Origin of the sequence: Streptomyces sp. 378 (assembly GCF_030124145.1) — a bacterium.
Taxonomy (GTDB): Bacteria; Actinomycetota; Actinomycetes; order Streptomycetales; family Streptomycetaceae; genus Streptomyces.
Genome location: NZ_JASKMS010000004.1, coordinates 205,558 through 224,479 on the forward strand (window position 1 = coordinate 205,558; position 18,922 = coordinate 224,479).

Annotated in this window: 20 protein-coding genes and 1 pseudogene; 8 read left to right on the top strand and 13 right to left on the bottom strand. The window is 72.2% G+C overall.

All coding sequences use genetic code 11. From position 1 onward, the window contains the following. Positions 1–387 carry an STAS domain-containing protein gene (locus QNO09_RS07925; RefSeq protein ID WP_502962261.1) on the top strand — a complete coding sequence of 129 codons (387 nt, stop codon included), beginning with the start codon at positions 1–3 and terminating at the stop codon, positions 385–387. Here QNO09_RS07925 and QNO09_RS07930 read toward each other — a convergent pair. From QNO09_RS07930 to QNO09_RS07940, 3 genes are all read right to left on the bottom strand, one after another. Continuing rightward, positions 271–1,287 carry a sigma-70 family RNA polymerase sigma factor gene (locus tag QNO09_RS07930; RefSeq protein WP_283969345.1) on the bottom strand — a complete coding sequence of 339 codons (1,017 nt, stop codon included), beginning with the start codon at positions 1,285–1,287 and terminating at the stop codon, positions 271–273. The two genes, QNO09_RS07925 and QNO09_RS07930, sit on opposite strands and share 117 nt — an antisense overlap. A 151-nt stretch (positions 1,288–1,438) precedes the next feature. Beyond that, positions 1,439–2,593 (bottom strand): DNA polymerase III subunit beta, encoded by a 1,155-nt coding sequence (gene dnaN, locus QNO09_RS07935; RefSeq protein WP_283969346.1) that lies wholly within the window; start codon positions 2,591–2,593, stop codon positions 1,439–1,441. A 95-nt stretch (positions 2,594–2,688) separates the two neighbouring features. Then, on the bottom strand, positions 2,689–3,963 hold the full coding sequence (locus QNO09_RS07940) for an MFS transporter (RefSeq protein WP_283969347.1): 1,275 nt from the start codon (positions 3,961–3,963) through the stop codon (positions 2,689–2,691). A gap of 62 nt (positions 3,964–4,025) precedes the next feature. Between QNO09_RS07940 and QNO09_RS07945 the strand changes: the two genes are divergently transcribed. Further along, on the top strand, positions 4,026–4,988 hold the full coding sequence (locus tag QNO09_RS07945) for a LysR family transcriptional regulator (protein ID WP_283969348.1): 963 nt from the start codon (positions 4,026–4,028) through the stop codon (positions 4,986–4,988). 73 nt (positions 4,989–5,061) lie between these two features. On the opposite strand, the gene QNO09_RS07950 is transcribed toward QNO09_RS07945, so the two are convergent. Next, positions 5,062–5,820: an alpha/beta hydrolase gene (locus QNO09_RS07950; RefSeq protein WP_283969349.1), complete on the bottom strand. Its 759-nt coding sequence runs from the start codon at positions 5,818–5,820 to the stop codon at positions 5,062–5,064. Positions 5,821–5,943: 123 nt separating this feature from the next. Between QNO09_RS07950 and QNO09_RS07955 the strand changes: the two genes are divergently transcribed. Both QNO09_RS07955 and QNO09_RS07960 read left to right on the top strand, forming a co-directional pair. Further along, a complete protein-coding gene (locus tag QNO09_RS07955; RefSeq protein ID WP_283969350.1) occupies positions 5,944–7,101 on the top strand; it encodes an adenosine deaminase in 1,158 nt (385 codons plus the stop codon). Between the two features lie 139 nt (positions 7,102–7,240). Further along, positions 7,241–7,594: an ATP-binding protein gene (locus QNO09_RS07960; RefSeq protein ID WP_283969351.1), complete on the top strand. Its 354-nt coding sequence runs from the start codon at positions 7,241–7,243 to the stop codon at positions 7,592–7,594. 76 nt (positions 7,595–7,670) lie between these two features. Here the strand turns inward: QNO09_RS07960 and QNO09_RS07965 are convergent, their stop codons facing one another. From QNO09_RS07965 to afsQ1, 5 genes are all read right to left on the bottom strand, one after another. After that, positions 7,671–7,883, bottom strand: a complete 213-nt coding sequence (locus tag QNO09_RS07965; RefSeq protein ID WP_283969352.1) for a PspC domain-containing protein — start codon at positions 7,881–7,883, stop codon at positions 7,671–7,673. 62 nt (positions 7,884–7,945) lie between these two features. Then, on the bottom strand, positions 7,946–8,533 hold the full coding sequence (locus QNO09_RS07970; RefSeq protein ID WP_283969353.1) for a VanZ family protein: 588 nt from the start codon (positions 8,531–8,533) through the stop codon (positions 7,946–7,948). 109 nt (positions 8,534–8,642) lie between these two features. Then, the gene (locus QNO09_RS07975; protein ID WP_283969354.1) at positions 8,643–9,260 is read right to left on the bottom strand and encodes a hypothetical protein; all 618 of its coding nucleotides are present in this window, start codon (positions 9,258–9,260) and stop codon (positions 8,643–8,645) included. Beyond that, the gene (locus QNO09_RS07980) at positions 9,260–10,864 is read right to left on the bottom strand and encodes an ATP-binding protein (RefSeq protein WP_283969355.1); all 1,605 of its coding nucleotides are present in this window, start codon (positions 10,862–10,864) and stop codon (positions 9,260–9,262) included. Before QNO09_RS07980 ends, QNO09_RS07975 begins: the two co-directional genes overlap by 1 nt. After that, on the bottom strand, positions 10,861–11,538 hold the full coding sequence (afsQ1, locus tag QNO09_RS07985) for a two-component system response regulator AfsQ1 (protein WP_053675520.1): 678 nt from the start codon (positions 11,536–11,538) through the stop codon (positions 10,861–10,863). The genes QNO09_RS07980 and afsQ1 overlap by 4 nt, the downstream gene beginning before the upstream one ends. A 237-nt stretch (positions 11,539–11,775) precedes the next feature. Here afsQ1 and QNO09_RS07990 point away from each other — a divergent pair, with 237 nt between their 5' ends. Next, positions 11,776–12,585, top strand: coding sequence for a SigE family RNA polymerase sigma factor (locus QNO09_RS07990; protein ID WP_283969356.1), 810 nt, complete (start codon positions 11,776–11,778; stop codon positions 12,583–12,585). Positions 12,586–12,774: 189 nt separating this feature from the next. Here QNO09_RS07990 and QNO09_RS07995 read toward each other — a convergent pair whose 3' ends face one another. Continuing rightward, positions 12,775–13,410 (bottom strand): uridine kinase family protein, encoded by a 636-nt coding sequence (locus tag QNO09_RS07995; protein ID WP_283969357.1) that lies wholly within the window; start codon positions 13,408–13,410, stop codon positions 12,775–12,777. A gap of 124 nt (positions 13,411–13,534) precedes the next feature. Here QNO09_RS07995 and QNO09_RS08000 point away from each other — a divergent pair. Beyond that, positions 13,535–13,940, top strand: a pseudogene (locus QNO09_RS08000) (hypothetical protein). Positions 13,941–14,139: 199 nt separating this feature from the next. Here QNO09_RS08000 and QNO09_RS08005 read toward each other — a convergent pair. Genes QNO09_RS08005 through deoC form a run of 3 tightly spaced genes read right to left on the bottom strand, consistent with a single transcriptional unit; the run spans position 14,140 to position 17,421 of the window. Continuing rightward, positions 14,140–15,024 (bottom strand): aldehyde dehydrogenase family protein, encoded by an 885-nt coding sequence (locus QNO09_RS08005; RefSeq protein ID WP_283969358.1) that lies wholly within the window; start codon positions 15,022–15,024, stop codon positions 14,140–14,142. After that, a complete protein-coding gene (locus tag QNO09_RS08010) occupies positions 15,017–16,453 on the bottom strand; it encodes an aldehyde dehydrogenase family protein (RefSeq protein ID WP_283969359.1) in 1,437 nt (478 codons plus the stop codon). The genes QNO09_RS08005 and QNO09_RS08010 overlap by 8 nt, the downstream gene beginning before the upstream one ends. A 5-nt stretch (positions 16,454–16,458) precedes the next feature. Then, positions 16,459–17,421 carry a deoxyribose-phosphate aldolase gene (gene deoC / locus QNO09_RS08015; protein ID WP_283969360.1) on the bottom strand — a complete coding sequence of 321 codons (963 nt, stop codon included), beginning with the start codon at positions 17,419–17,421 and terminating at the stop codon, positions 16,459–16,461. A gap of 101 nt (positions 17,422–17,522) precedes the next feature. Here deoC and QNO09_RS08020 point away from each other — a divergent pair, with 101 nt between their 5' ends. Next, positions 17,523–18,239, top strand: coding sequence for a PH domain-containing protein (locus tag QNO09_RS08020; protein WP_283969361.1), 717 nt, complete (start codon positions 17,523–17,525; stop codon positions 18,237–18,239). A gap of 323 nt (positions 18,240–18,562) precedes the next feature. Beyond that, positions 18,563–18,922, top strand: a complete 360-nt coding sequence (locus QNO09_RS08025; protein WP_283969362.1) for a DUF6204 family protein — start codon at positions 18,563–18,565, stop codon at positions 18,920–18,922.

Consider the following 18,922-nt stretch of genomic DNA (forward strand, 5'->3'; position numbering starts at 1 on the left):
ATGAGTTACGGCCGTCCGCCCGGTCTACCGATCGTGGACGCCATGACACCGCCCGTACTCGTCCTGCCCGGCCCCGTCACCCGGGACGAGGTGAGAGGGCTCAGCGACGATGTGCGGGCGCTGCTGCACGGCAGCGGTGCCCGGGTCGTGGTGTGTGATGTCGCGGGTCTGGGGCCGCCGGGGCTCGCGGCCGTCGACCTGTTGGCGAGGCTCCAGCTGGCCGCCCGCCGGGCCGGGGGCCGGATCCGGCTGCGTGACCCCGACCCCGCCCTACGCGCCCTGCTCGACCTGGTCGGTCTCCGCTTCGAGGTGGAGGGGGAGGTCGAAGAGCGGGAACCAGCGCTGGGTGTCGAGGAAGCAGTGGAACCCGGTGATGCGGCCGTCTGAGATCTCCAGCACCTGGACCGCCCAGGGCGTGAAGCCGCCCTTCTCCGGGTCCGGCTTGTACTGGGCGAATCCCGGCAGGCCGTTGACCTGCACGGGCACCAGCCGGGAACCCGCGCAGGGGGCGCCGAGGGTGGTCATGAAGCCGGTGATGTCCTGCGTGCCGGTGAGCCACAGGTCGAACGGCGGCATCGTCATGACCGCGTCCTCGTGCAGCAGGGCCGTCAGCGCCGCCATGTCGTAGCCCTCGAAGGCCGCCACATAGCGGTCCAGCAGCTTCTGCTGGTCCTCGTCCAGCGGGTCGGAGACGGCCGCGTCGGCGCCCGGCTCCTGCCGCTCGGCCAGGGTGGCGCGGGCCCGCTGGAGGGCGCTGTTCACCGACGCCACCGAGGTGTCGAGCAGCTCGGCGACCTCACTGGCCTTCCAGGCCAGGACCTCGCGCAGGATCAGTACGGCCCGCTGCTTGGCCGGGAGCTGCTGGAGGGCGGCCATGAAGGCGAGCCGCACGGACTCCTTGGCGACCGCCGCCTCCGCCGGATCGTCGGGCGTGGGCAGCACACGGGCGTCCGGCATGGGCTCCAGCCAGGTGTTGTCCGGTCGGGGGGAGAGGGCGGCCCGGGCGAGCGGGGTGGACTCGGTCAGGTCCATGGGCCGGGCGCGCTTGTTGCCCGCGGTCAGCATGTCCAGGCACACGTTGGTCGCGATGCGGTAGAGCCAGGAGCGCAGGCTGGAGCGGCCCTCGAACTTGTCGTAGCTGCGCCAGGCGCGGACCATCGTGTCCTGCACCGCGTCCTCGGCCTCGAAGGAGGAGCCGAGCATCCGGTAGCAGTACCCCGTCAGCTCAGTGCGGTGTGCCTCCAGCCTGGTGTCCAGGTCCGTCGATGTCGCCGTGCCGTTCGCCATCTCCACCCACCCCTGTGGACGTTCTGTTCACGCGCCATTGCGCCCCAGCACCTCGGAAGCTACCGCAGCCCACTGACAACGGCCCCCCGAGCACACGAAAGCGCAGGTCACAGCCGGTGATCCAGCCCGGCTGCGACCAGCCGGCGGTCCTTCAGGCGAGCTCCTTGACCGACATCAGCAGATGCCGGTGCTCCCCGGCCTCCGCGCCCGCCTCCGCCGCCCCGTCGCCCGGCACGGCGTGCAGCAGCGCCCGCTGCCCGGCTCCGAGCAGCTCCAGCCGTACCCGCGGGCTCTCGAAGGAGGCCAGCGCGTCCAGCAGGTAGACGGGGTTGAACGCCACCGGCACCTCGTCGGCGCCGCTCAGCGTGGCCGGGATCCGCTGGGCCGCCACATCGTCCCCGTAGCCGGCGCGCAGCAGCACGGAGCCCTCGGCCGTGAAGCCGAGGCGCACCGGACTGTTCGCCTCCGCCACCACCGCGACCCGCCGCACCGCCTCCGTCAGCGTCTCGCGTTCCACCTCGGCGACCGCGGCCCCCGCCATGTCGAACAGTGATCTGAAGGCAGGCAGCCGCCCGTCCAGCAGCCGCAGCGCGGTCCGCGTCCGGCCTCCCTCGAATCCGACCAGTCCGCCGCCCCCGCCCGGTTCCCAGCCGATCCGCACCTCCCCGCCACGCCCCAGGGACCGGGCCACGTCGAGCGGCCGCCGCGCGGGCAGCAGGGTCTCCACGGCCGTGTCGTCGCCGGTGTCCGTGGTCTGTGGCCGCCACTCCAGCCGCCGCACCGCATACCGGTAGCGGTCCGAGGCCGCCAGGGTCATCTCCCCGCCGTCGAGGCGCAGTTGGACGCCCGTCAGCAGGGGCAGAGAGTCGTCGCGCCCGGCGGCGACCGCGACCTGGGCGACGGCGGTCCAGAAGGCGGCGGCGTCCACGGTGCCGTAGGGCGCGGGCGGGGCGGGCGGGGACGGGTACTCGGCGAGCGGCAGTGTCGACAGCCCGAACAGCGTGCCGTCCGCCTCCACCGTGAACCGCGAGGCTTCCAGCGCACAGCTCACCGGCCCGTCCGGCAGCACCCGGCATACGTCCAGCAGCCGCCGCCCCGGGACAAGCACCCGCCCGGGCGCCGTGACCTGCGCGTCGGCCTCCACGCGTACCGTCGCCTCGAAGTCGAACCCCGTCACCGTCAGCCGACCGCTGTCCGCCTCCAGCAGCAGTCCGCCCAGCACCGGTACCGGCGTCCGCCCGGGCAGCGCCCGTGCCGCCCGGCCCACGGCGTCGGCGAACTGAGTACGGTCGGTCCGGAACTCCATGGAAAATCCCCCTGCTCGGTCCGGTGGTCAGTCGACGCGGACGGTATCCGCGCCCACTGACACCCGGCCCCGACCAGGGGTAAGGGAACCGGTGCTCAGGCGGCCGGGGCCAGTCGCCGGCGTTGCAGCCGGGCCGCGCGGGTACCGAAGACGGTGATCGTCACGACGCCCAGGACCGCCAGCAGCCCGACCCCCACCGTCCCGGCCCAGCCGCCCGCGTGGAAGGCGATCGCGCCGACGGTGCTGCCCGCGCTGGAGCCGATGTAGTACGCCGACTGGTACAGCGCCGAGGCCTGGGCGCGGCCGTGGGCGGCCGTCTTGCTGACCGCCGAGGAGGCGACCGCGTGCCCCGCGAAGAAGCCCGCCGTGATCAGGACCAGGCCCAGCAGGACCAGCGGGAGCGAGCCGGCCAGGGACAGCAGCAGACCCGCCGCCGTCGTACCGCCGCCCGCGTACAGCGCGCCCCGGCGGCCCATGCGGCCGACCAGCCGGCCCGCCGTGGACGCCGACACCGTACCGACCAGGTACACCAGGAAGATCGAACCGATGATGCCCTGCGGCAGCGAGAACGGGGCCTCGGTCAGCCGGTAGCCGATGACCGTGTACACGCCGCCGAACACGGTCATGAACAGCGCGCCGATCGCGTACAGCCGGCACAGCAGCGGGTTGGACAGGTGGTCGCGGACCGTCCGGGCCAGGACGCGCGGCCGCAGCGAACCGGCCTTGAAGTGCTGCGGGGCGGGCAGCAGCAGCCGGAAGGCCACCGCACACGCCACCGCGATCACGCCGATGACACCGACGGCGACCCGCCAGCCCCACTCCTGCGCGACCCAGCCGGTGATGACGCGGCCGCTCATCCCGCCGACGCTGTTGCCCGCGACGAACAGGCCGATCGCGGTGACCAGCGCCTTGGGGCTGACCTCCTCGGCGAGGTACGCGGTCGCCGACGCCGGCAGCCCGGCCAGGGCGGCGCCCTGCAACGCCCGCAGCGCGATCAGCACACCGAGGGAGGGGGCCAGCGGTACCAGCAGCCCGAGTGTCACGGCCACGGCCAGCGAGCCCGTCATGACCGCACGGCGTCCGAAGCGCTCCGACAGGGCGCTCATCGGCAGGACGAACAGCGCCAGCCCGCCGGTCGCCGCAGCCACGGTCCAGCTCGCGTCGCTCGCCGCCACCCCGAACTCGCCGGAGATCAGCGGGAGGAGGGCCTGGGTGGAGTACAGCAGCGCGAAGGTCGCGACACCCGCGAGGAAGAGGGCGAAGCTCATCCGGCGGTAGCCGGGGCCACCCGGGGAGACACGCGAGTCGGCGGCAGGGACAGAGGCATCGGCGCCCACGACGGTGGACGCCCCGGTACTGGCGGGAGACATGCTTCGAACGTACGGACGCCGTACTCATCCGTCCAATGCATGGAACGGTCATAATCGTTCCCATGGTGCATCAAACGAGCTCACAGGGTCGCCTGTCACCGAGCAGTGACACAGAAGACAGGGCGGAGATGTCCAGAGTGCTGGCTCCTCGCCTCGCGTACTTCGCGGGTGTCGCCCGCACCGAGCACGTCACCCGCGCCGCCCAGGAGATGAACGTCCCGCAGTCGACGCTCTCGCGGTCCATGGCCCGCCTGGAGCAGGACCTGGGCGTCGACCTGTTCGCCCGGCACGGCCGCACGGTCTCCCTCACCCCGGCCGGCCGTACCTTCCTCACCTCCGTCGAACGCGCCCTGGCCGAGGTCGAGCGCGCCGTCGATGAGGTGCGCGCGGACGCCGACCCGGCCACCGGCAAGGTCGCCTTCGGCTTCCTGCACACCATGGGCGCCGAGACCGTCCCGGGCCTGCTGCACGCCTTCCGCGCCGACCATCCGCGCGTCCGTTTCAGCCTCGTCCAGAACTACGGCGAGGCCATGCTGGAGCGCCTGCGCGCCGGCGAGCTCGACCTGTGCCTGACGTCCCCGGTGCCGGACGCGCCCGACCTGGTGGCCCGCCGCCTGGACGAGCAGAAGCTGCGCCTGGTCGTCCCCGCCGACCACCCCCTCGCCGGCCGCCGCCGTATCCGCCTCGCCGAGGCGGCCGACGACACCTTCGTCACCCTGGAGCCCGGCTACGGCCTGCGCCGTATCACCGACGACCTCTGCAAGGAGGCCGGCTTCAAGCCACGTATCGCCTTCGAGGGCGAGGAGGCGGAAACCCTGCGGGGCCTGGTGGCGGCGGGCCTGGGAGTGGCGCTCCTGCCCCCACCGGCCGTCCCCCGCCCCGGAGTGGTGGAACTGACGGTCACGGCCCCGCGGGCGGCCCGCGAGATCGGCGTCGCCTGGCTGGAGGGCCACCCCGACACACCCCCGGTGGCGGCTTTCAAGAAGTTCCTTCTCTCAAGGAGAGGCAGCTTGTTGCCGGCCTAGCCAGGGTCGCGGGGACCTGCGCGGCACGCTGCGAACGGCCCGCACGGGCTCATGGGCGAGCACCTCGGCGGCGCTACCGCCTCGAAGGGCTGAACCCCGCGGCCAACGGCATCCGCAACCCCAGCGGGGGCGGCGCGGCGAACGCGTCGCGCACCGGTCGTGACATGGCCCGCCCGAACAGCGCCCCCATCACGAAGTCCTCGGCCAGGGCCAGCACTTCGTCCCGGTACTGGCTCAACCCGTGTCCGTCCGCGTGCACTTCGAACCGGCACACGTCCCGGTTCGCCTTCTTCGCCCGTGCCGCCAGCCGGAACGACAGCTCCGGATCCGTCCGCCCGTCGTTCGTGCCGTGCACGATCAGCACCTGGCGCCCGACCAGCTGCTTCACCGGTTCGGGTGGTGCCGCGACGTCCTCCTGCGGCAGCCACGGGGCGAGCGCGAGCACGGAGTTGACGGCTTCGTGCCCGGCGGCCCGCAGCCCCGCCCGGCCGCCCATCCCGATGCCGACGAGGCAGACCGGGACGTCTCCGTACCGCCGTACGATCTCGTCGGCCGCCCAGGTCGCGTCCTGTGCGAGGTTGGCCTCGCTGCCGTTCCAACCGCGGCAGCGGTAGTGCACCACGTGCGCGGCGAGACCCTCGTCCCGGCCCGCGCGGGCCAGGCGGCGTCCGACGCCGCGCATCGAGGCGGTCGCCAGTACGGGGGACGGTCTGCGGCCGGAGACCTCGTCGCCGCCCGGGAGCAGCAGCACCGCGCCGCTCACCGCTGTCGGCTCCGGCCCCAGTGCCCTGCCCAGCCGGGCCCTGCGAACCGGCGTCGCTTGGTGTGCCATGACAGAACAGTGTCAGAAGCGCGGGTGTACTCGACCCGTCCTCGCGGTCACCGTTACGTATCGACGAAAACGTACAGCGGCGGGGAACGCGCCGTCTACGCGCGTAGGAGTTAGAGTGCGGAAATGACGAGCCAGACCATCGCGAACACCCCGACACCGGACCAGATCCGCCGGGCGCCCAAGGTTCTGCTGCACGACCACCTCGACGGCGGTCTGCGCCCCGGCACGATCGTCGAACTCGCCCGCGAGGGCGGCTACTCCCAGCTCCCCGACACCGACCCGGAGAAGCTCGGCGTCTGGTTCCGCGAGGCCGCCGACTCCGGTTCCCTGGAACGGTACCTGGAGACCTTCTCCCACACCGTCGCCGTCATGCAGACCCGTGACGCCCTGGTCCGGGTCGCCGCAGAGTGCGCCGAGGACCTGGCCGCGGACGGCGTCGTCTATGCCGAGGTGCGCTACGCCCCCGAGCAGCACCTGGAGGGCGGCCTCAGCCTCGAAGAGGTCGTCGAGGCCGTCAACGAGGGCTTCCGGGAAGGGGAGCGGCGCGCCCGGGAGAACGGCCGGCGCATCAGGGTCGGCGCGCTGCTCACCGCCATGCGGCACGCGGCACGCGCCCTGGAGATCGCCGAACTCGCCAACCGCTACCGCGATCTGGGTGTCGTCGGCTTCGACATCGCGGGTGCCGAGGCCGGCTACCCGCCCACCCGGCACCTCGACGCCTTCGAGTACCTCAAGCGCGAGAACAACCACTTCACCATCCACGCCGGCGAGGCCTTCGGCCTGCCCTCCATCTGGCAGGCCCTCCAGTGGTGCGGCGCCGACCGGCTCGGGCACGGCGTGCGGATCATCGACGACATCCAGGTGCACGAGGACGGCCGCGTCGAGCTCGGGCGGCTCGCCTCCTATGTCCGGGACAAGCGCATCCCGCTGGAGCTGTGCCCGAGCTCCAACCTCCAGACGGGGGCCGCGTCCTCGTACGCCGAGCACCCCATCGGGCTGCTGCGCCGACTGCATTTCCGCGCCACCGTGAATACGGACAACCGTCTCATGTCGCACACCAGTATGAGCCGGGAATTCGAGCACCTCGTCGAGGCGTTCGGATACACGCTCGACGACATGCAGTGGTTCTCCGTCAATGCGATGAAATCAGCGTTCATTCCTTTCGATGAACGACTGGCCATGATCAATGACGTGATCAAGCCCGGATATGCCGAGCTGAAATCCGAATGGCTGTTCCGTCAGACCGCCTCCACCGGCGATTCTGCGGCCTCGGAGGGCTGATTCGGGGGTATTCGGCGCACAGCGAATGCGGGCGGTGTTCACAATCCGTCCGCATTTCGATGTTTGCGGCGGGCGGAGTCGCGTGATTACGGTCGCTGAACCGCTCACACCCCGTCATCCCGTTACGAGGACGCATTTCATGAAGCAGTCTGCTGCCAAGACCCTCGGTGTCGCCGCTCTCGGTGCCGCCTTCGCCGCCGCCGGTGCGGGTGCCGCCAACGCGGCCTCCGACCTTCCGGACACCGCCCAGACGCTGGAGACCGTCACCGCGGCCCTCCCGGCGGAGCAGCTCTCTCAGACGCTGCCGGGCTCGGGCGAGGCGCTGGGCCAGGGGCAGACGGCGGCCGGTGCCGGTCCGGCCGCCGCCCAGCCGGTCGCCGAGCAGGTGCTCGCCAACGGCCCGACGGGCCCCGCCGCCAAGCTGCTGGGCGGTCTCCCGGTGCAGGGCTCGCCCACGCACGGCCTGCCGGTCAACGGCGTGCCGGTCGGCTGACCCTCGTCGAGGCGGACACACGCCGATGGGGCGCACCCGTACGGGTGCGCCCCATCGGCGTTCTCGCGTACGGGTGTCACCAGGCGGTCTGGGCCTTGCCGCGTGTCTTGTCCTCGGAGGGCAGCAGGATCCACAGGGCGATGTAGAGGAGGAACTGCGGACCGGGCAGCAGGCACGAGACCAGGAAGATCACCCGCATCGTGGTGGCGGAGGTGCCGAAGCGCCGGGCCAGCGCGGCGCACACGCCGGCGATCATGCGGCCGTGGGTGGGGCGGGCGAGGCGGGACATGTGCGACTCCTTCGTGAGGGTGTGTGAGGCCTCTCATGCGAGTACCCCATCCGCACACCACGCTACGGAGACGAAGGGGGCAAAGCGTCGCTCCACGGGGCGATCCCGACCCTGGGAATCGTCGGGGTCCGACCCTGAGCCGGCTCCTCGGGAGGCAGGGGCGCACGCAGCAGGCGGGTGGTCGTGGTGCGGCGGCGCAGCCAGGAGCGGCCCGCCGGGACCAGTGCCAGATGCGCGAGGGCCACGCCCGCGGTGTTCAGGAACAGCGAGTCGACGTCGACGACCTGACCGGGCACGCCGGTCTGCAGCAGTTCGATGCCCCACGACAGCAGGGCGCCGACCGCGACGGTGCGCAGCAGGGACGCCAGCGGCGAGACGACCAGCCTGCCGCCCACCACGGGCAGCAGCACACCCAGCGGGGCGAGCAGGGCCAGCCCCTCACCGATCCGGCGGGCCGCCTCGGGCCAGCCCAGGGCGAGATCGGCCCGGATACCGGCGAACGGCCGCAGGTTGGCGGGCATCACCCAGGGCACGTCCAGCGGCCGCAGCGTGACCCAGGCGACGAACGCGAGGTGGGCGACGAGGAGGACACCTCCTGTCACACGGATGCGGGACGCGGCGCTGCCGCCGACGGAGCCTTGACGCTGCACGCCCCCCAAGACGCGGCCTCCGGCCGGATCGGTTCCGCACGGGGCACCGGAAGGCCGGTGAGGCATGCGCCACAGCCCCGGCGGCGGCATGCGCCACGGGGCCGGGCGGTCACTCCGCTGCCACGCCCCTCGACGGCGGTTCCGTGCTGCCCGGCCGGGCCCGCACCTCCTCGGTGCACTCGTAGCGGCGCGGAGCCTCGGCGCCGGGTCCGCCCAGGACCACCGAGCCGTCCCCCCGGGCCGCCGCCGAGTCGGAGAAGGTGCACACGATCTGGGCGAGGGCGTACGAGGTGAGTCCGGCCGGTGCCGTGCTCAGCCGCAGTGTCTCCTTCGGGTCGCCGGGGCGCGGCCCGCCCACGGAGATGCCGCCGCGGACGGCCGTGCTGTAACCGGCCTCCTTCTCGGCGGTCGACGGGGGTGTGGCGAGCTGGTCCAGCAGGCCCTGCGCGACGAGCATGCGCCGCTCGGAGTCGGCCGCGCCGTCCGGCACCCGCACGGTCCGGTCGACGGTCACCAGTGAGGACCCGCACAGCAGGAACACCTGCACCGGCAGTCCCCGGGCGGCCTGCGTCGACACGTCCGGCTCGGAGAGCGAGCACCGCACCCGCGACGGCGCGGGCCCGAAGTTGGTCGGCACCTCCGTGGGCCGGATCCCGCAGCCGGCCAGCAGCACGGCGAGCGCCGGAACGGCGAGCAGCCGAGGCACGGCCGCGAAACGCGCGGTCATCAGGCGTCCCCCTTCGAGTCCGCGCCCTGGGGCCGGTCGGTGTCGCTCCCGGGCTCCAGCTCGTCCTCGGCCGGCTGCTCCTCCGCCGGGGACGTGCCGCGCGGGAGCCGCAGCGTGAACACCGCCCCCGAGTCGGTCGAGTTGGCCGCCGTGATCTCACCGCCGTGGATGTGGGCGTTCTCCAGCGCGATGGACAGGCCCAGACCGCTGCCCTCGGAACGCGGCCGGGATGCGCTGGCCTTGTAGAAGCGGTCGAAGACGTGCGGCAGGACGTCCTCCGGGATGCCGGGCCCGTGGTCCCGCACCTCGATGACGATGGAGTCGTCCGCCTCCCGCACGGACACCCGGACCGGGGAGCCGCCATGCTTGAGCGCGTTGCCGATGAGGTTGGCCAGGATGACGTCCAGGCGCCGCGGGTCCAGGCGGGCGTGCAGGCCGCGCTCGGCGTCCAGGTCCACCGCGTCCAGCCAGGCGCGGGCGTCGATGCAGGCGGTGATCTGGTCCGCGAGGTCGACGTCGTCCAGGACGAGCCGGGCGGTGCCCGCGTCGAAGCGGGTGACCTCCATCAGGTTCTCGACCAGGTCGTTCAGCCGCCGCGTCTCGCTGACCACCAGCCGCACGGCGGGCTCGATCATCGGGTCCATGCTGCCGGTCTCAGCCTCCAGCTCCTCCTCGAGCACCTCCGTCACGGCGGTGATCGCGGTGAGCGGCGTCCGCAGCTCATGGCTCATGTCCGCCACGAACCGCCGGGACGCCTCGTCGCGGGCGGCCATGTCGGCGACCCGTTTCTCCAGCGCCTCGGCCGCGTTGTTGAACGTCCGGGACAGATCGGCGAGTTCGTCGGTCCCGGACACCCGCAGCCGGGTGTCCAGCTTGCCCTCGCCGAGCCGCCGGGCAGCCGCCCCGAGCCGCTGCACCGGCTTCAGCACCGTCGTCGCCGCGGCCTGCGCGAGCAGCGCCGAGCCGATCAGCGCGAGCCCCGTGGCGATGCCCAGCGACCACGCCAGCGAGTTGAGGTCCTTGGCCTCCGGCTCCAGAGACTTGAGCATGTAGCCGGTCGGGCCACCGCCGATCACGCGCGTGCCCGCCACCAGGTACGGGGTGTCGTGGTCGACGATGCGCTGCCAGTACAGGTGGTACGGGTGCTTGTCGGCCCCGTCGACCTTCTGCGTCCGGTTCACCGCCGTGCGCAGCGAGGCCGGCACGTCGCCCAGCGAGAAGCCGCTGAGCCCGCCGGAGCTGCCGTAGACGGTGCGGCCATCGGTGTCACGGCCGACCAGCAGCACGCTGAAGCGCTGGTCGCTGCCCGCCATCTGGCCCGCGGTGTGCTGCAGCTCGTCCTGCGTCGGCCGCGGGGGCAGCGCGCCCGCCCGGTTCTGCATCTCCTGCTCGAAGTCGCGCAGCACGGCGTCCTGGGTGCGGGTGAGCACCGCCTCGCGGTTGAGCCAGTACGCGATCCCGGACGCGGACACGGCGGCCGTCAGGGCCACCAGGCCGAACACCACGACCAGTCGCAGCCGCAGGCTGGTGAAGCGCAGCCCCGACAGAACTCCCTTGCGCGCCCCGGTCCAGCCGCGGGCCCCCCCTTGGTGCGCCTGGGTCACTGAGGCGCGTCCAGCCGGTAGCCGACACCCCGCACGGTACGGATCAGCGTCGGGGACGAGGGCACGTCCTCGACCTTGGCGCGCAGCCGCTGGACGCACGCGTCCACGAGCCGCGAGTCGCCCAGGTAGTCGTGCTCCCACACCAGCCGCAGCAGTTGCTGCCGGGACAGTGCCTGGCCCGGCCGCCGGCTCAGCTCCAGCAGCAGCCGCAGCTCGGTCGGCGTCAGCTGGAGGTCCTCGCCGTTCTTCGTCACGGTCATCGCCGAGCGGTCGATGACGAGGCTGCCGAAGCTCGCCGCGTCGTTCGACTCCCGCTCGCCGCGCCGCAGCACGGCCCGGATCCGGGCGTCGAGCACCCGGCCCTGCACCGGTTTGACGACATAGTCGTCGGCGCCGGACTCCAGCCCGACCACCACGTCGATGTCATCGCTGCGCGCGGTCAGCAGGATGATCGGCAACTGGTCCGTGCGCCGGATGCGCCGGCACACCTCGAACCCGTCGATGCCGGGCAGCATCACGTCCAGCACGATCAGATCCGGCCGCTGCTCGCGCAAGAGCTTCAGACCGTCCTCACCGCTGGCAGCGGTCGCCACGCGGTGACCCTGGCGCGTCAGTGAGAGCTCCAGGGCCGTCCGGATGGCGTCGTCGTCCTCGATCAGCAACAGGGAAGGCACGCGCTCATTCTGGCCCATGGAGGGGTCGGGGTTCGACCGGTGGGGCCCAGTCGTTGTGGCCGGTACCGCCGACGCGTGTGCGGGACCTGTGAACGAGCTGTCGCCGACCCCTGTGACAGGCCTGTGACAGTCGGCGGACACGGCCATGAAAGTGCGGCGGCAAGCTTTTCGGCACAGGCAAGGAAGCCCGGCCGGCAGGCGGGCCGCACACCGGAAGTCCACGACGGGGGGCGCGAGATGAACACGCTGCACGGCATCAGCACCAGCGCAGTTGTCACGCGTCTGCACGGCGTGAACCGGGGTTGCGAGAAGTCCGGTGGCGAGGGGGGCACCTCCCTGCTCGAGCGGAGCCGAGAGCTCGGGGGACGGGGGTGCGCTCGCGGCACCGGGCGTCAGCACACCGTGTTCATGACGGTGGTCGACGCATCCACGGGGGAGATCAACAAGGGGTCCGCGGCGGCAGTCGCCACGGGCGCCGACGGGGGAGCAGCGTACGGGGAGGGCTCGGGGGAGCGCCGTTCGCTGACGGAGGCGGAGTTCACCGCCTACGTCCAGGAGCGCCGCGCCTCCCTGTACGCGACCGCCTACCACCTCACCGGTGACCGCTTCGAGGCCGAGGACCTGCTGCAGAGCGCGCTGTTCTCGACCTACCGGGCGTGGGACCGGATCAGTGACAAGGCGGCGGTCGGCGGATACCTCCGCCGCACCATGACCAACCTGCACATCAGCGCCTGGCGGCGCCGCAAGCTCAACGAATACCCGACCGAGGAACTGCCGGAGACGCCCGGCGACACGGACGCGATGCGCGGCACCGAGCTGCGCGCGGTCCTGTGGCAGGCGCTGGCCCGGCTGCCGGAACTCCAGCGCACCATGCTGGTCCTGCGCTACTACGAGGGCCGCACGGACCCGGAGATCGCGGAGATCCTCGACATCAGTGTCGGCACGGTGAAGTCCAGCATCTGGCGGTCGCTCCGCCGGCTGCGCGAGGACGAGGTCCTCAGCTTCGGCCGTGACGAGGAGGACGCCTTCGGCGAGCTCGTCGCCTGAAGGTACGGGGGGGGAGCCCCGCAAGGGGTCACGGGGGAAACAAAGGGGGCCCACGGGGGAACTGTAGAGGCGCTGGGGGGCGTCTCCACAGGAGAGTGGGGGCTCGGGGGAGGACAACGGGGGAGCACAGAAGCGGGGCTGGAGGGCCGGGGGGTCCGTCCAGTCCCGCTTTTTCCTGTGCCCGGCCGTCTAGGCCACTGTGTCGAGGCTCGCGCGCCGGCCGGCCGCCGCTGCCGCCAGCCGGCCCAGCGCCTCGTCCCGGTCGCAGGCGTACGCGCCCAGTGCCGTCTGGCGGGCGACGATCGTGCGCTCCTGCCGCATCAGGCGCCAGCCGCGCCGCAGCAGGAACGGCACCGACTTGCGGCCCTCCCGCAGATCCCGCAGGAAGCGGCGGCGGAAGGTCTTCACCGGGCCGCGGCTCAGGCACAGCGCGTCGGCGAGGACGCCGAGTTCACGGCAGCGCGTGACGATCTCCGCGGCGAAGATGCCCTCCGCGATGAACAGAGGGGTCCGTCCGATGTCGACGGTCTCCTCGCCGGTGCGGGCGCTGAGCGAGATGTCGTAGAGGGGGACGTCCGTACGGCCCGTGCGGCACAGCCGCATGATCGCGGCGACGGCCGTGTCCGCGTCCCACGAGTCCGGGTGGTCCCAGTCGATGTCGGAGCTCTCCGCCACCAGGGGCAGCGTCGGGTCGTCGCCCTCCTTGTAGAAGTCGTCGAGCCGCAGCACCGGCAGGCCGGAGCGGGCCGCGAGGAGGGACTTGCCGGAGCCTGAGGGGCCGCAGAGCAGCACGACTCGCGTCGGTATGGGCAGTGGAGAACTCACGGGACACCAGTGTGAGGCATCCACCAGGGGCCGTACGCCCTGAGGGTCGGCTTTGATGCGCGCATCACACCTCAACTACCCTCGGTCCCGATTCGATCACCCAGTGCATCAGGCGGTGGCACCCATGGCCCGACACGACTCTCCCCAGAAGCCGACCGCCCAGCGTGCCCTGGCCGTTCTCGCGACCGCGGGCGTGGCGCTCGGGGCGGGCACGGCGACGGCCGCGGCGGACACCGGGTCGATGCTGGGCGTGGTCAACACCCGGCCCACCTCCCTCGGCAAGATCGACCCCCAGTCCGGCCTCCAGGCCGCGACCGGCGCCCTCGGCTACGTCACCGGCCCGGTGGCCGGCCTCAAGCCCAACCCGCTCGCCGGCAACCGGAGTCGACCCGCTCGACAACGGCATCGGCACCGACCTCGCCGACTTCAAGCCGATGACGTCCCAGGCGCTGACCGGGCCGGTGGCGCAGGCGCAGTCGATCGGGAGCATCCCGGTGGTGGGGCAGGCGGCCGGGCTGCTCTCGCGGTAGCGCGGCGTTCCCGCGGCGGCGCAGGGGCCGGCTTCCCTTCGGTCAGCACTCCGCAAGGACGACCGGGCCTGGAAGTTCGCGTTCGGCCTCACCGCGTCCTCGACGGCATCGGTCGGCGGCTCGGGATCCGAGGCGGGGAGAAGCCCCGGGCCTCCTGGACGGAGAAGGGCCGGGGCTTCCGTATCGAGGGGGCTGCGGGCTAGTACGAGGAACCCGACGCGCCCAGTGAGCCGGTGGGGTGCCAGACCGTTTTGGTCTCCAGGAATGCCGTCAGCCGGTCGATGCCGGGGGTCTCCGTGTAATCCACAGGCTGTGGACGCAGGACGCGCTTGAGGTTGTCGGCCGCCGCGATCTCCAGCTCCTTCGCCAGGGCCTCGTCGGCGCCCGCGAGGTCGATCGCGTTGACGTCCTGGTGGGCGGCGAGCGGGGTGGCGATCTCCGCCGTACGGCCCGACAGGACGTTGACGACGCCGCCGGGGACGTCCGAGGTGGCCAGCACCTCGGCCAGGGACAGGGCGGGCAGCGGGGCCTTCTCGCTCGCCACCACGATCGCCGTGTTGCCCGTCGCGATCACCGGGGCCAGCACCGACACCAGGCCCAGGAAGGACGACTCCTGCGGCGCGAGGACCGCGACCACGCCCGTCGGCTCGGGGGAGGAGAGGTTGAAGAACGGGCCCGCGACCGGGTTGCCGCCGCCGACCACCTGGGCGATCTTGTCGGTCCAGCCCGCGTACCAGACCCAGCGGTCGATCGTGGCGTCCACGACCGCCGCCGCCTTGGACTTCGACAGCCCCTCCGCGTCGGCCACCTCGCGGGTGAACTGGTCGCGGCGGCCCTCCAGCATCTCGGCGACGCGGTAGAGGACCTGGCCACGGTTGTACGCCGTCGCCCCGGACCAGCCGCCGAACGCCTTGCGGGCCGCGACGACCGCGTCACGGGCGTCCTTGCGGGAGGACAGGGGCGCGTTCGCCAGCCAGTTGCCCTTTGCGTCGGTCACCTCGTACACCCGGCCGCTCTCGGAACGCGGGAACTTCCCGCCGACGTACAGCTTGTAGGTCTTCAGGACGTTGAGCCGATCAGACATCGAGGTACGCCTCCAGGCCGTGGCGGCCGCCCTCGCGGCCGAAGCCCGACTCCTTGTAACCGCCGAACGGCGACGTCGGGTCGAACTTGTTGAACGTGTTGGACCAGACGACACCCGCGCGGAGCTTGCCGGCGACCGCCAGGATGCGCGAGCCCTTCTCCGTCCAGATGCCGGCGGACAGGCCGTACGGCGTGTTGTTGGCCTTGGCGACCGCCTCGTCCGGCGTGCGGAAGGTCAGCACCGACAGCACCGGGCCGAAGATCTCGTCCCGGGCGATGCGGTGCGCCTGGGTGACGTTCGTGAACAGGGTCGGGGCGAACCAGTAACCGCTCTCCGGCAGTTCGCACGCCGGCGACCAACGTTCGGCGCCCTCCGCCTCACCCTGCTCGACGAGCGAGGTGATGCGGGTGAGCTGCTCCTCGGAGTTGATCGCGCCGATGTCGGTGTTCTTGTCCAGCGGGTCGCCGAGGCGGAGCGTCGACAGGCGGCGCTTGAGGGAGTCGAGAAGCTCGTCCTGGATCGACTCCTGGACCAGCAGGCGGCTGCCGGCGCAGCAGACCTGGCCCTGGTTGAAGAAGATGCCGTTGACGATGCCCTCGACGGCCTGGTCGATCGGGGCGTCGTCGAAGACGATGTTGGCGCCCTTGCCGCCCAGTTCGAGCGTGACCTTCTTGCGCGTCCCGGCGACCGTGCGGGCGATCTCCTTGCCGACGGCCGTGGAGCCGGTGAAGGCGACCTTGTTCACGTCCGGGTGCGCGATCAGCGCGGCGCCCGCGTCGCCGTAGCCGGGGAGGATGTTGACGACGCCCTTGGGCAGGCCCGCCTGGCGGCAGATGTCCGCGAAGAACAGCGCCGAGAGCGGGGTCGTCTCGGCCGGCTTCAGGACGACCGTGTTGCCGGTCGCCAGGGCCGGGGCGATCTTCCACGCCAGCATCAGCAGCGGGAAGTTCCAGGGGATGACCTGGCCCGCGACGCCGAGCGGCCTGGGGTTCGCGCCGAAACCGGCGTGGTCGAGCTTGTCGGCCCAGCCCGCGTAGTAGAAGAAGTGCGCGGCGACCAGGGGCAGGTCGGCGTCGCGCGTCTCCCTGATCGGCTTGCCGTTGTCCAGGGTTTCGAGGACGGCGAGCTCGCGGGAGCGCTCCTGGATGATGCGGGCGATCCGGAAGAGGTACTTCGCGCGCTCCGCGCCTGGGAGGGCCGACCACTTCTCGAAGGCCCGGCGCGCGGCCTTCACCGCGCGGTCGACGTCCTCGGAACCGGCCTGGGCGATCTCGGAGAGGACCTCCTCGGTGGACGGGGAGACGGTCTTGAAGACCTTGCCGTCCGCCGCTTCGACGAACTCGCCGTCGATGAACAGGCCGTACGAGGGCGCGATGTCGGCGATCGCGCGCGACTCGGGGGCCGGGGCGTATGCGAATACGGGTGCCATGGTGATCAGTCCACCGTCACGTAGTCGGGGCCGGAGTAGCGGCCGGTGGCCAGCTTCTGGCGCTGCATCAGCAGGTCGTTCAGCAGCGAGGAGGCGCCGAAGCGGAACCAGTGGTTGTCCAGCCAGTCCTCGCCGGCGGTCTCGTTGACCAGCACGAGGAACTTGATGGCGTCCTTGGAGGTCCGGATGCCGCCGGCCGGCTTCACACCGACCTGGATGCCGGTCTGCGCACGGAAGTCGCGCACCGCCTCCAGCATGAGCAGGGTGTTCGCCGGGGTCGCGTTGACGGCGACCTTGCCGGTGGACGTCTTGATGAAGTCCGCGCCCGCCAGCATCCCGAGCCAGCTCGCGCGGCGGATGTTGTCGTACGTCGAGAGCTCGCCCGTCTCGAAGATGACCTTCAGGCGCGCGGAGGTCCCGCAGGCCTCCTTCACGGCGGTGATCTCGTCGTACACCTTCAGGTATCGACCCGAGAGGAACGCCCCGCGGTCGATGACCATGTCGATCTCGTCCGCGCCGGCGGCGACGGCGTCGCGCACGTCGGCCAGCTTGACGTCGAGCGCGGCGCGGCCCGCCGGGAACGCCGTGGCCACCGAGGCGACCTTCACGCCGGAGCCGGCGACGGCCTCCTTGGCCACGGCCACCATGTCGGGGTAGACGCACACCGCCGCGGTGGCGGGTGCCGTACGGTCCGTCGGGTCGGGCTTGACCGCCTTCGCGCCGAGCGCCCGGACCTTGCCCGGGGTGTCCGCGCCTTCCAGCGTCGTCAGGTCGACCATCGAGATGGCCAGGTCGATGGCGAACGCCTTCGCGGTCGTCTTGATCGAACGCGTGCCGAGGGAGGCCGCACGGCCTTCGAGCCCGACCGCGTCGACGCCGGGGAGCCCGTGGAGGAAGCGGCGCAGCGCGCTGTCGGACGCGGCGACGTCCTTGAGGGGGTGAGCTGCGGTGAGTGCAGAACTGGGCATGGTCACCAGACGAGCATATCTACGCGCGTAGCGGCTGTACAGCCCTCCGGTTTGTCCGGGCGGATGACGGACCGGCGGGACCGGTCCGGCAGAATCGAGACATGACGAGCCCCGAGCCCCAGTCGCCCGCGCCGCAGCCTCCGGAGCCCGAGTCCCCGGACCGGGTGTACCGGTCTGTCCCGGCCATCGCGGGCGGTGTGATGCTGCTCGCCATCGCCGGGTGGCTCGGTATCGACGCGGTGCTCTCCGGGGACGGGCGCACACCGTGGCTGGCGCTCGCCGTGCTGCTGCTCGTCGTGCCGCTGGTCGTCGCCTTCACCCTGCGGCCCGCGGTGTACGCGGGCGACGACCGACTGCGGATCCGCAACCCCTTCCGCGTCGTCGTCCTGCCCTGGGGGCAGGTCGCCTCGCTGCGCTCGTCGTACTCGAACGAGGTCCTCACCGAGTCCGGTGCGAAGTACCAGCTGTGGGCCGTGCCGGTCTCGCTGCGTGCGCGCAAGAAGGCCGCGCGGCGCGAGATGCGCGCGACGGCGCAGGCGCGGCGGGAGATGGGGCGTGAGACGGGGCGGGACGAGAGCCGCGGCAGCGCGCTCGGGATGACCGCGGGGCTCGGGCAGGGCCTGAGCCGGGAGCCGATCTCGGACGGGCCCGTCCGGGCGGAGACCGACCGGATCATGGACGAACTGCGGGCGCTGCGCGAGGCGCGGCACGAGGCGGAGTCGGCGCGGGGCGAGGTGACCGTGCGGTGGGCCTACGAGGTGCTGGCGCCGACGGTCGTGGGGGCTGTGCTGGTGCTGATCCTGGTGGCGGCGGGCTGACGGGGCGGCGGGCTGACGGGGCCGGGGACCGACGCCGTGGCCCGAGGCCTTGGGTGGGGGCCTTGGGTGGGGGCCTTGGGTCGGGGCCCGTCGCCGTGGGCGGGGGCCGACGCCGAGGCCCTGGGGCGGGGTCCGACGCCGTGGGCCGTGGCTTCGGCCTCTGGGTCTGGGGTGGGGCTCCGGCTTTCTGGTCCGGGTGCGGGCTGCGGCCTCTCGGTCCGGGTGGGCCGCAGCTTCTCGGTCCGGGGTGCGGGTCCCGGCCTCTCGGGGCGGGGCGGAAAATCCGGTGGCTGTTCGAGGGGGCGCGCGCCTAGGTTCGGGGGATGAGCAGCCGTACCTTTCGTGTCACCGTCCGGGGCGTCTTCGACGGGCTGAGCGCCGAGCAGCGGACCGAGTTGCTGGAGCGGGCCGCGGAGCACGACGTGTTGCGCGCCGCCTTCACCCCGGAGGGGACCCTCACGTACGACGTTGCCGTGCGGCCCGCCTTCACCTTCCGGTTCCTGGACTCCGGGGAGGCCGAGGAGGACATCCTGGAGGCCACCGAGCGGGCCGAGGAGTCGGCGCGGGCGTGGCTGGAGCAGCGCGGGTACGGCTACAAGAATCTCAGGTCGGCCGCCGAGGACCTCTCCCAGGCGCCTCTCGGCAAGCGGCAGCGGCGGGAAGCCGCCCGGAAGAGTTCCTGA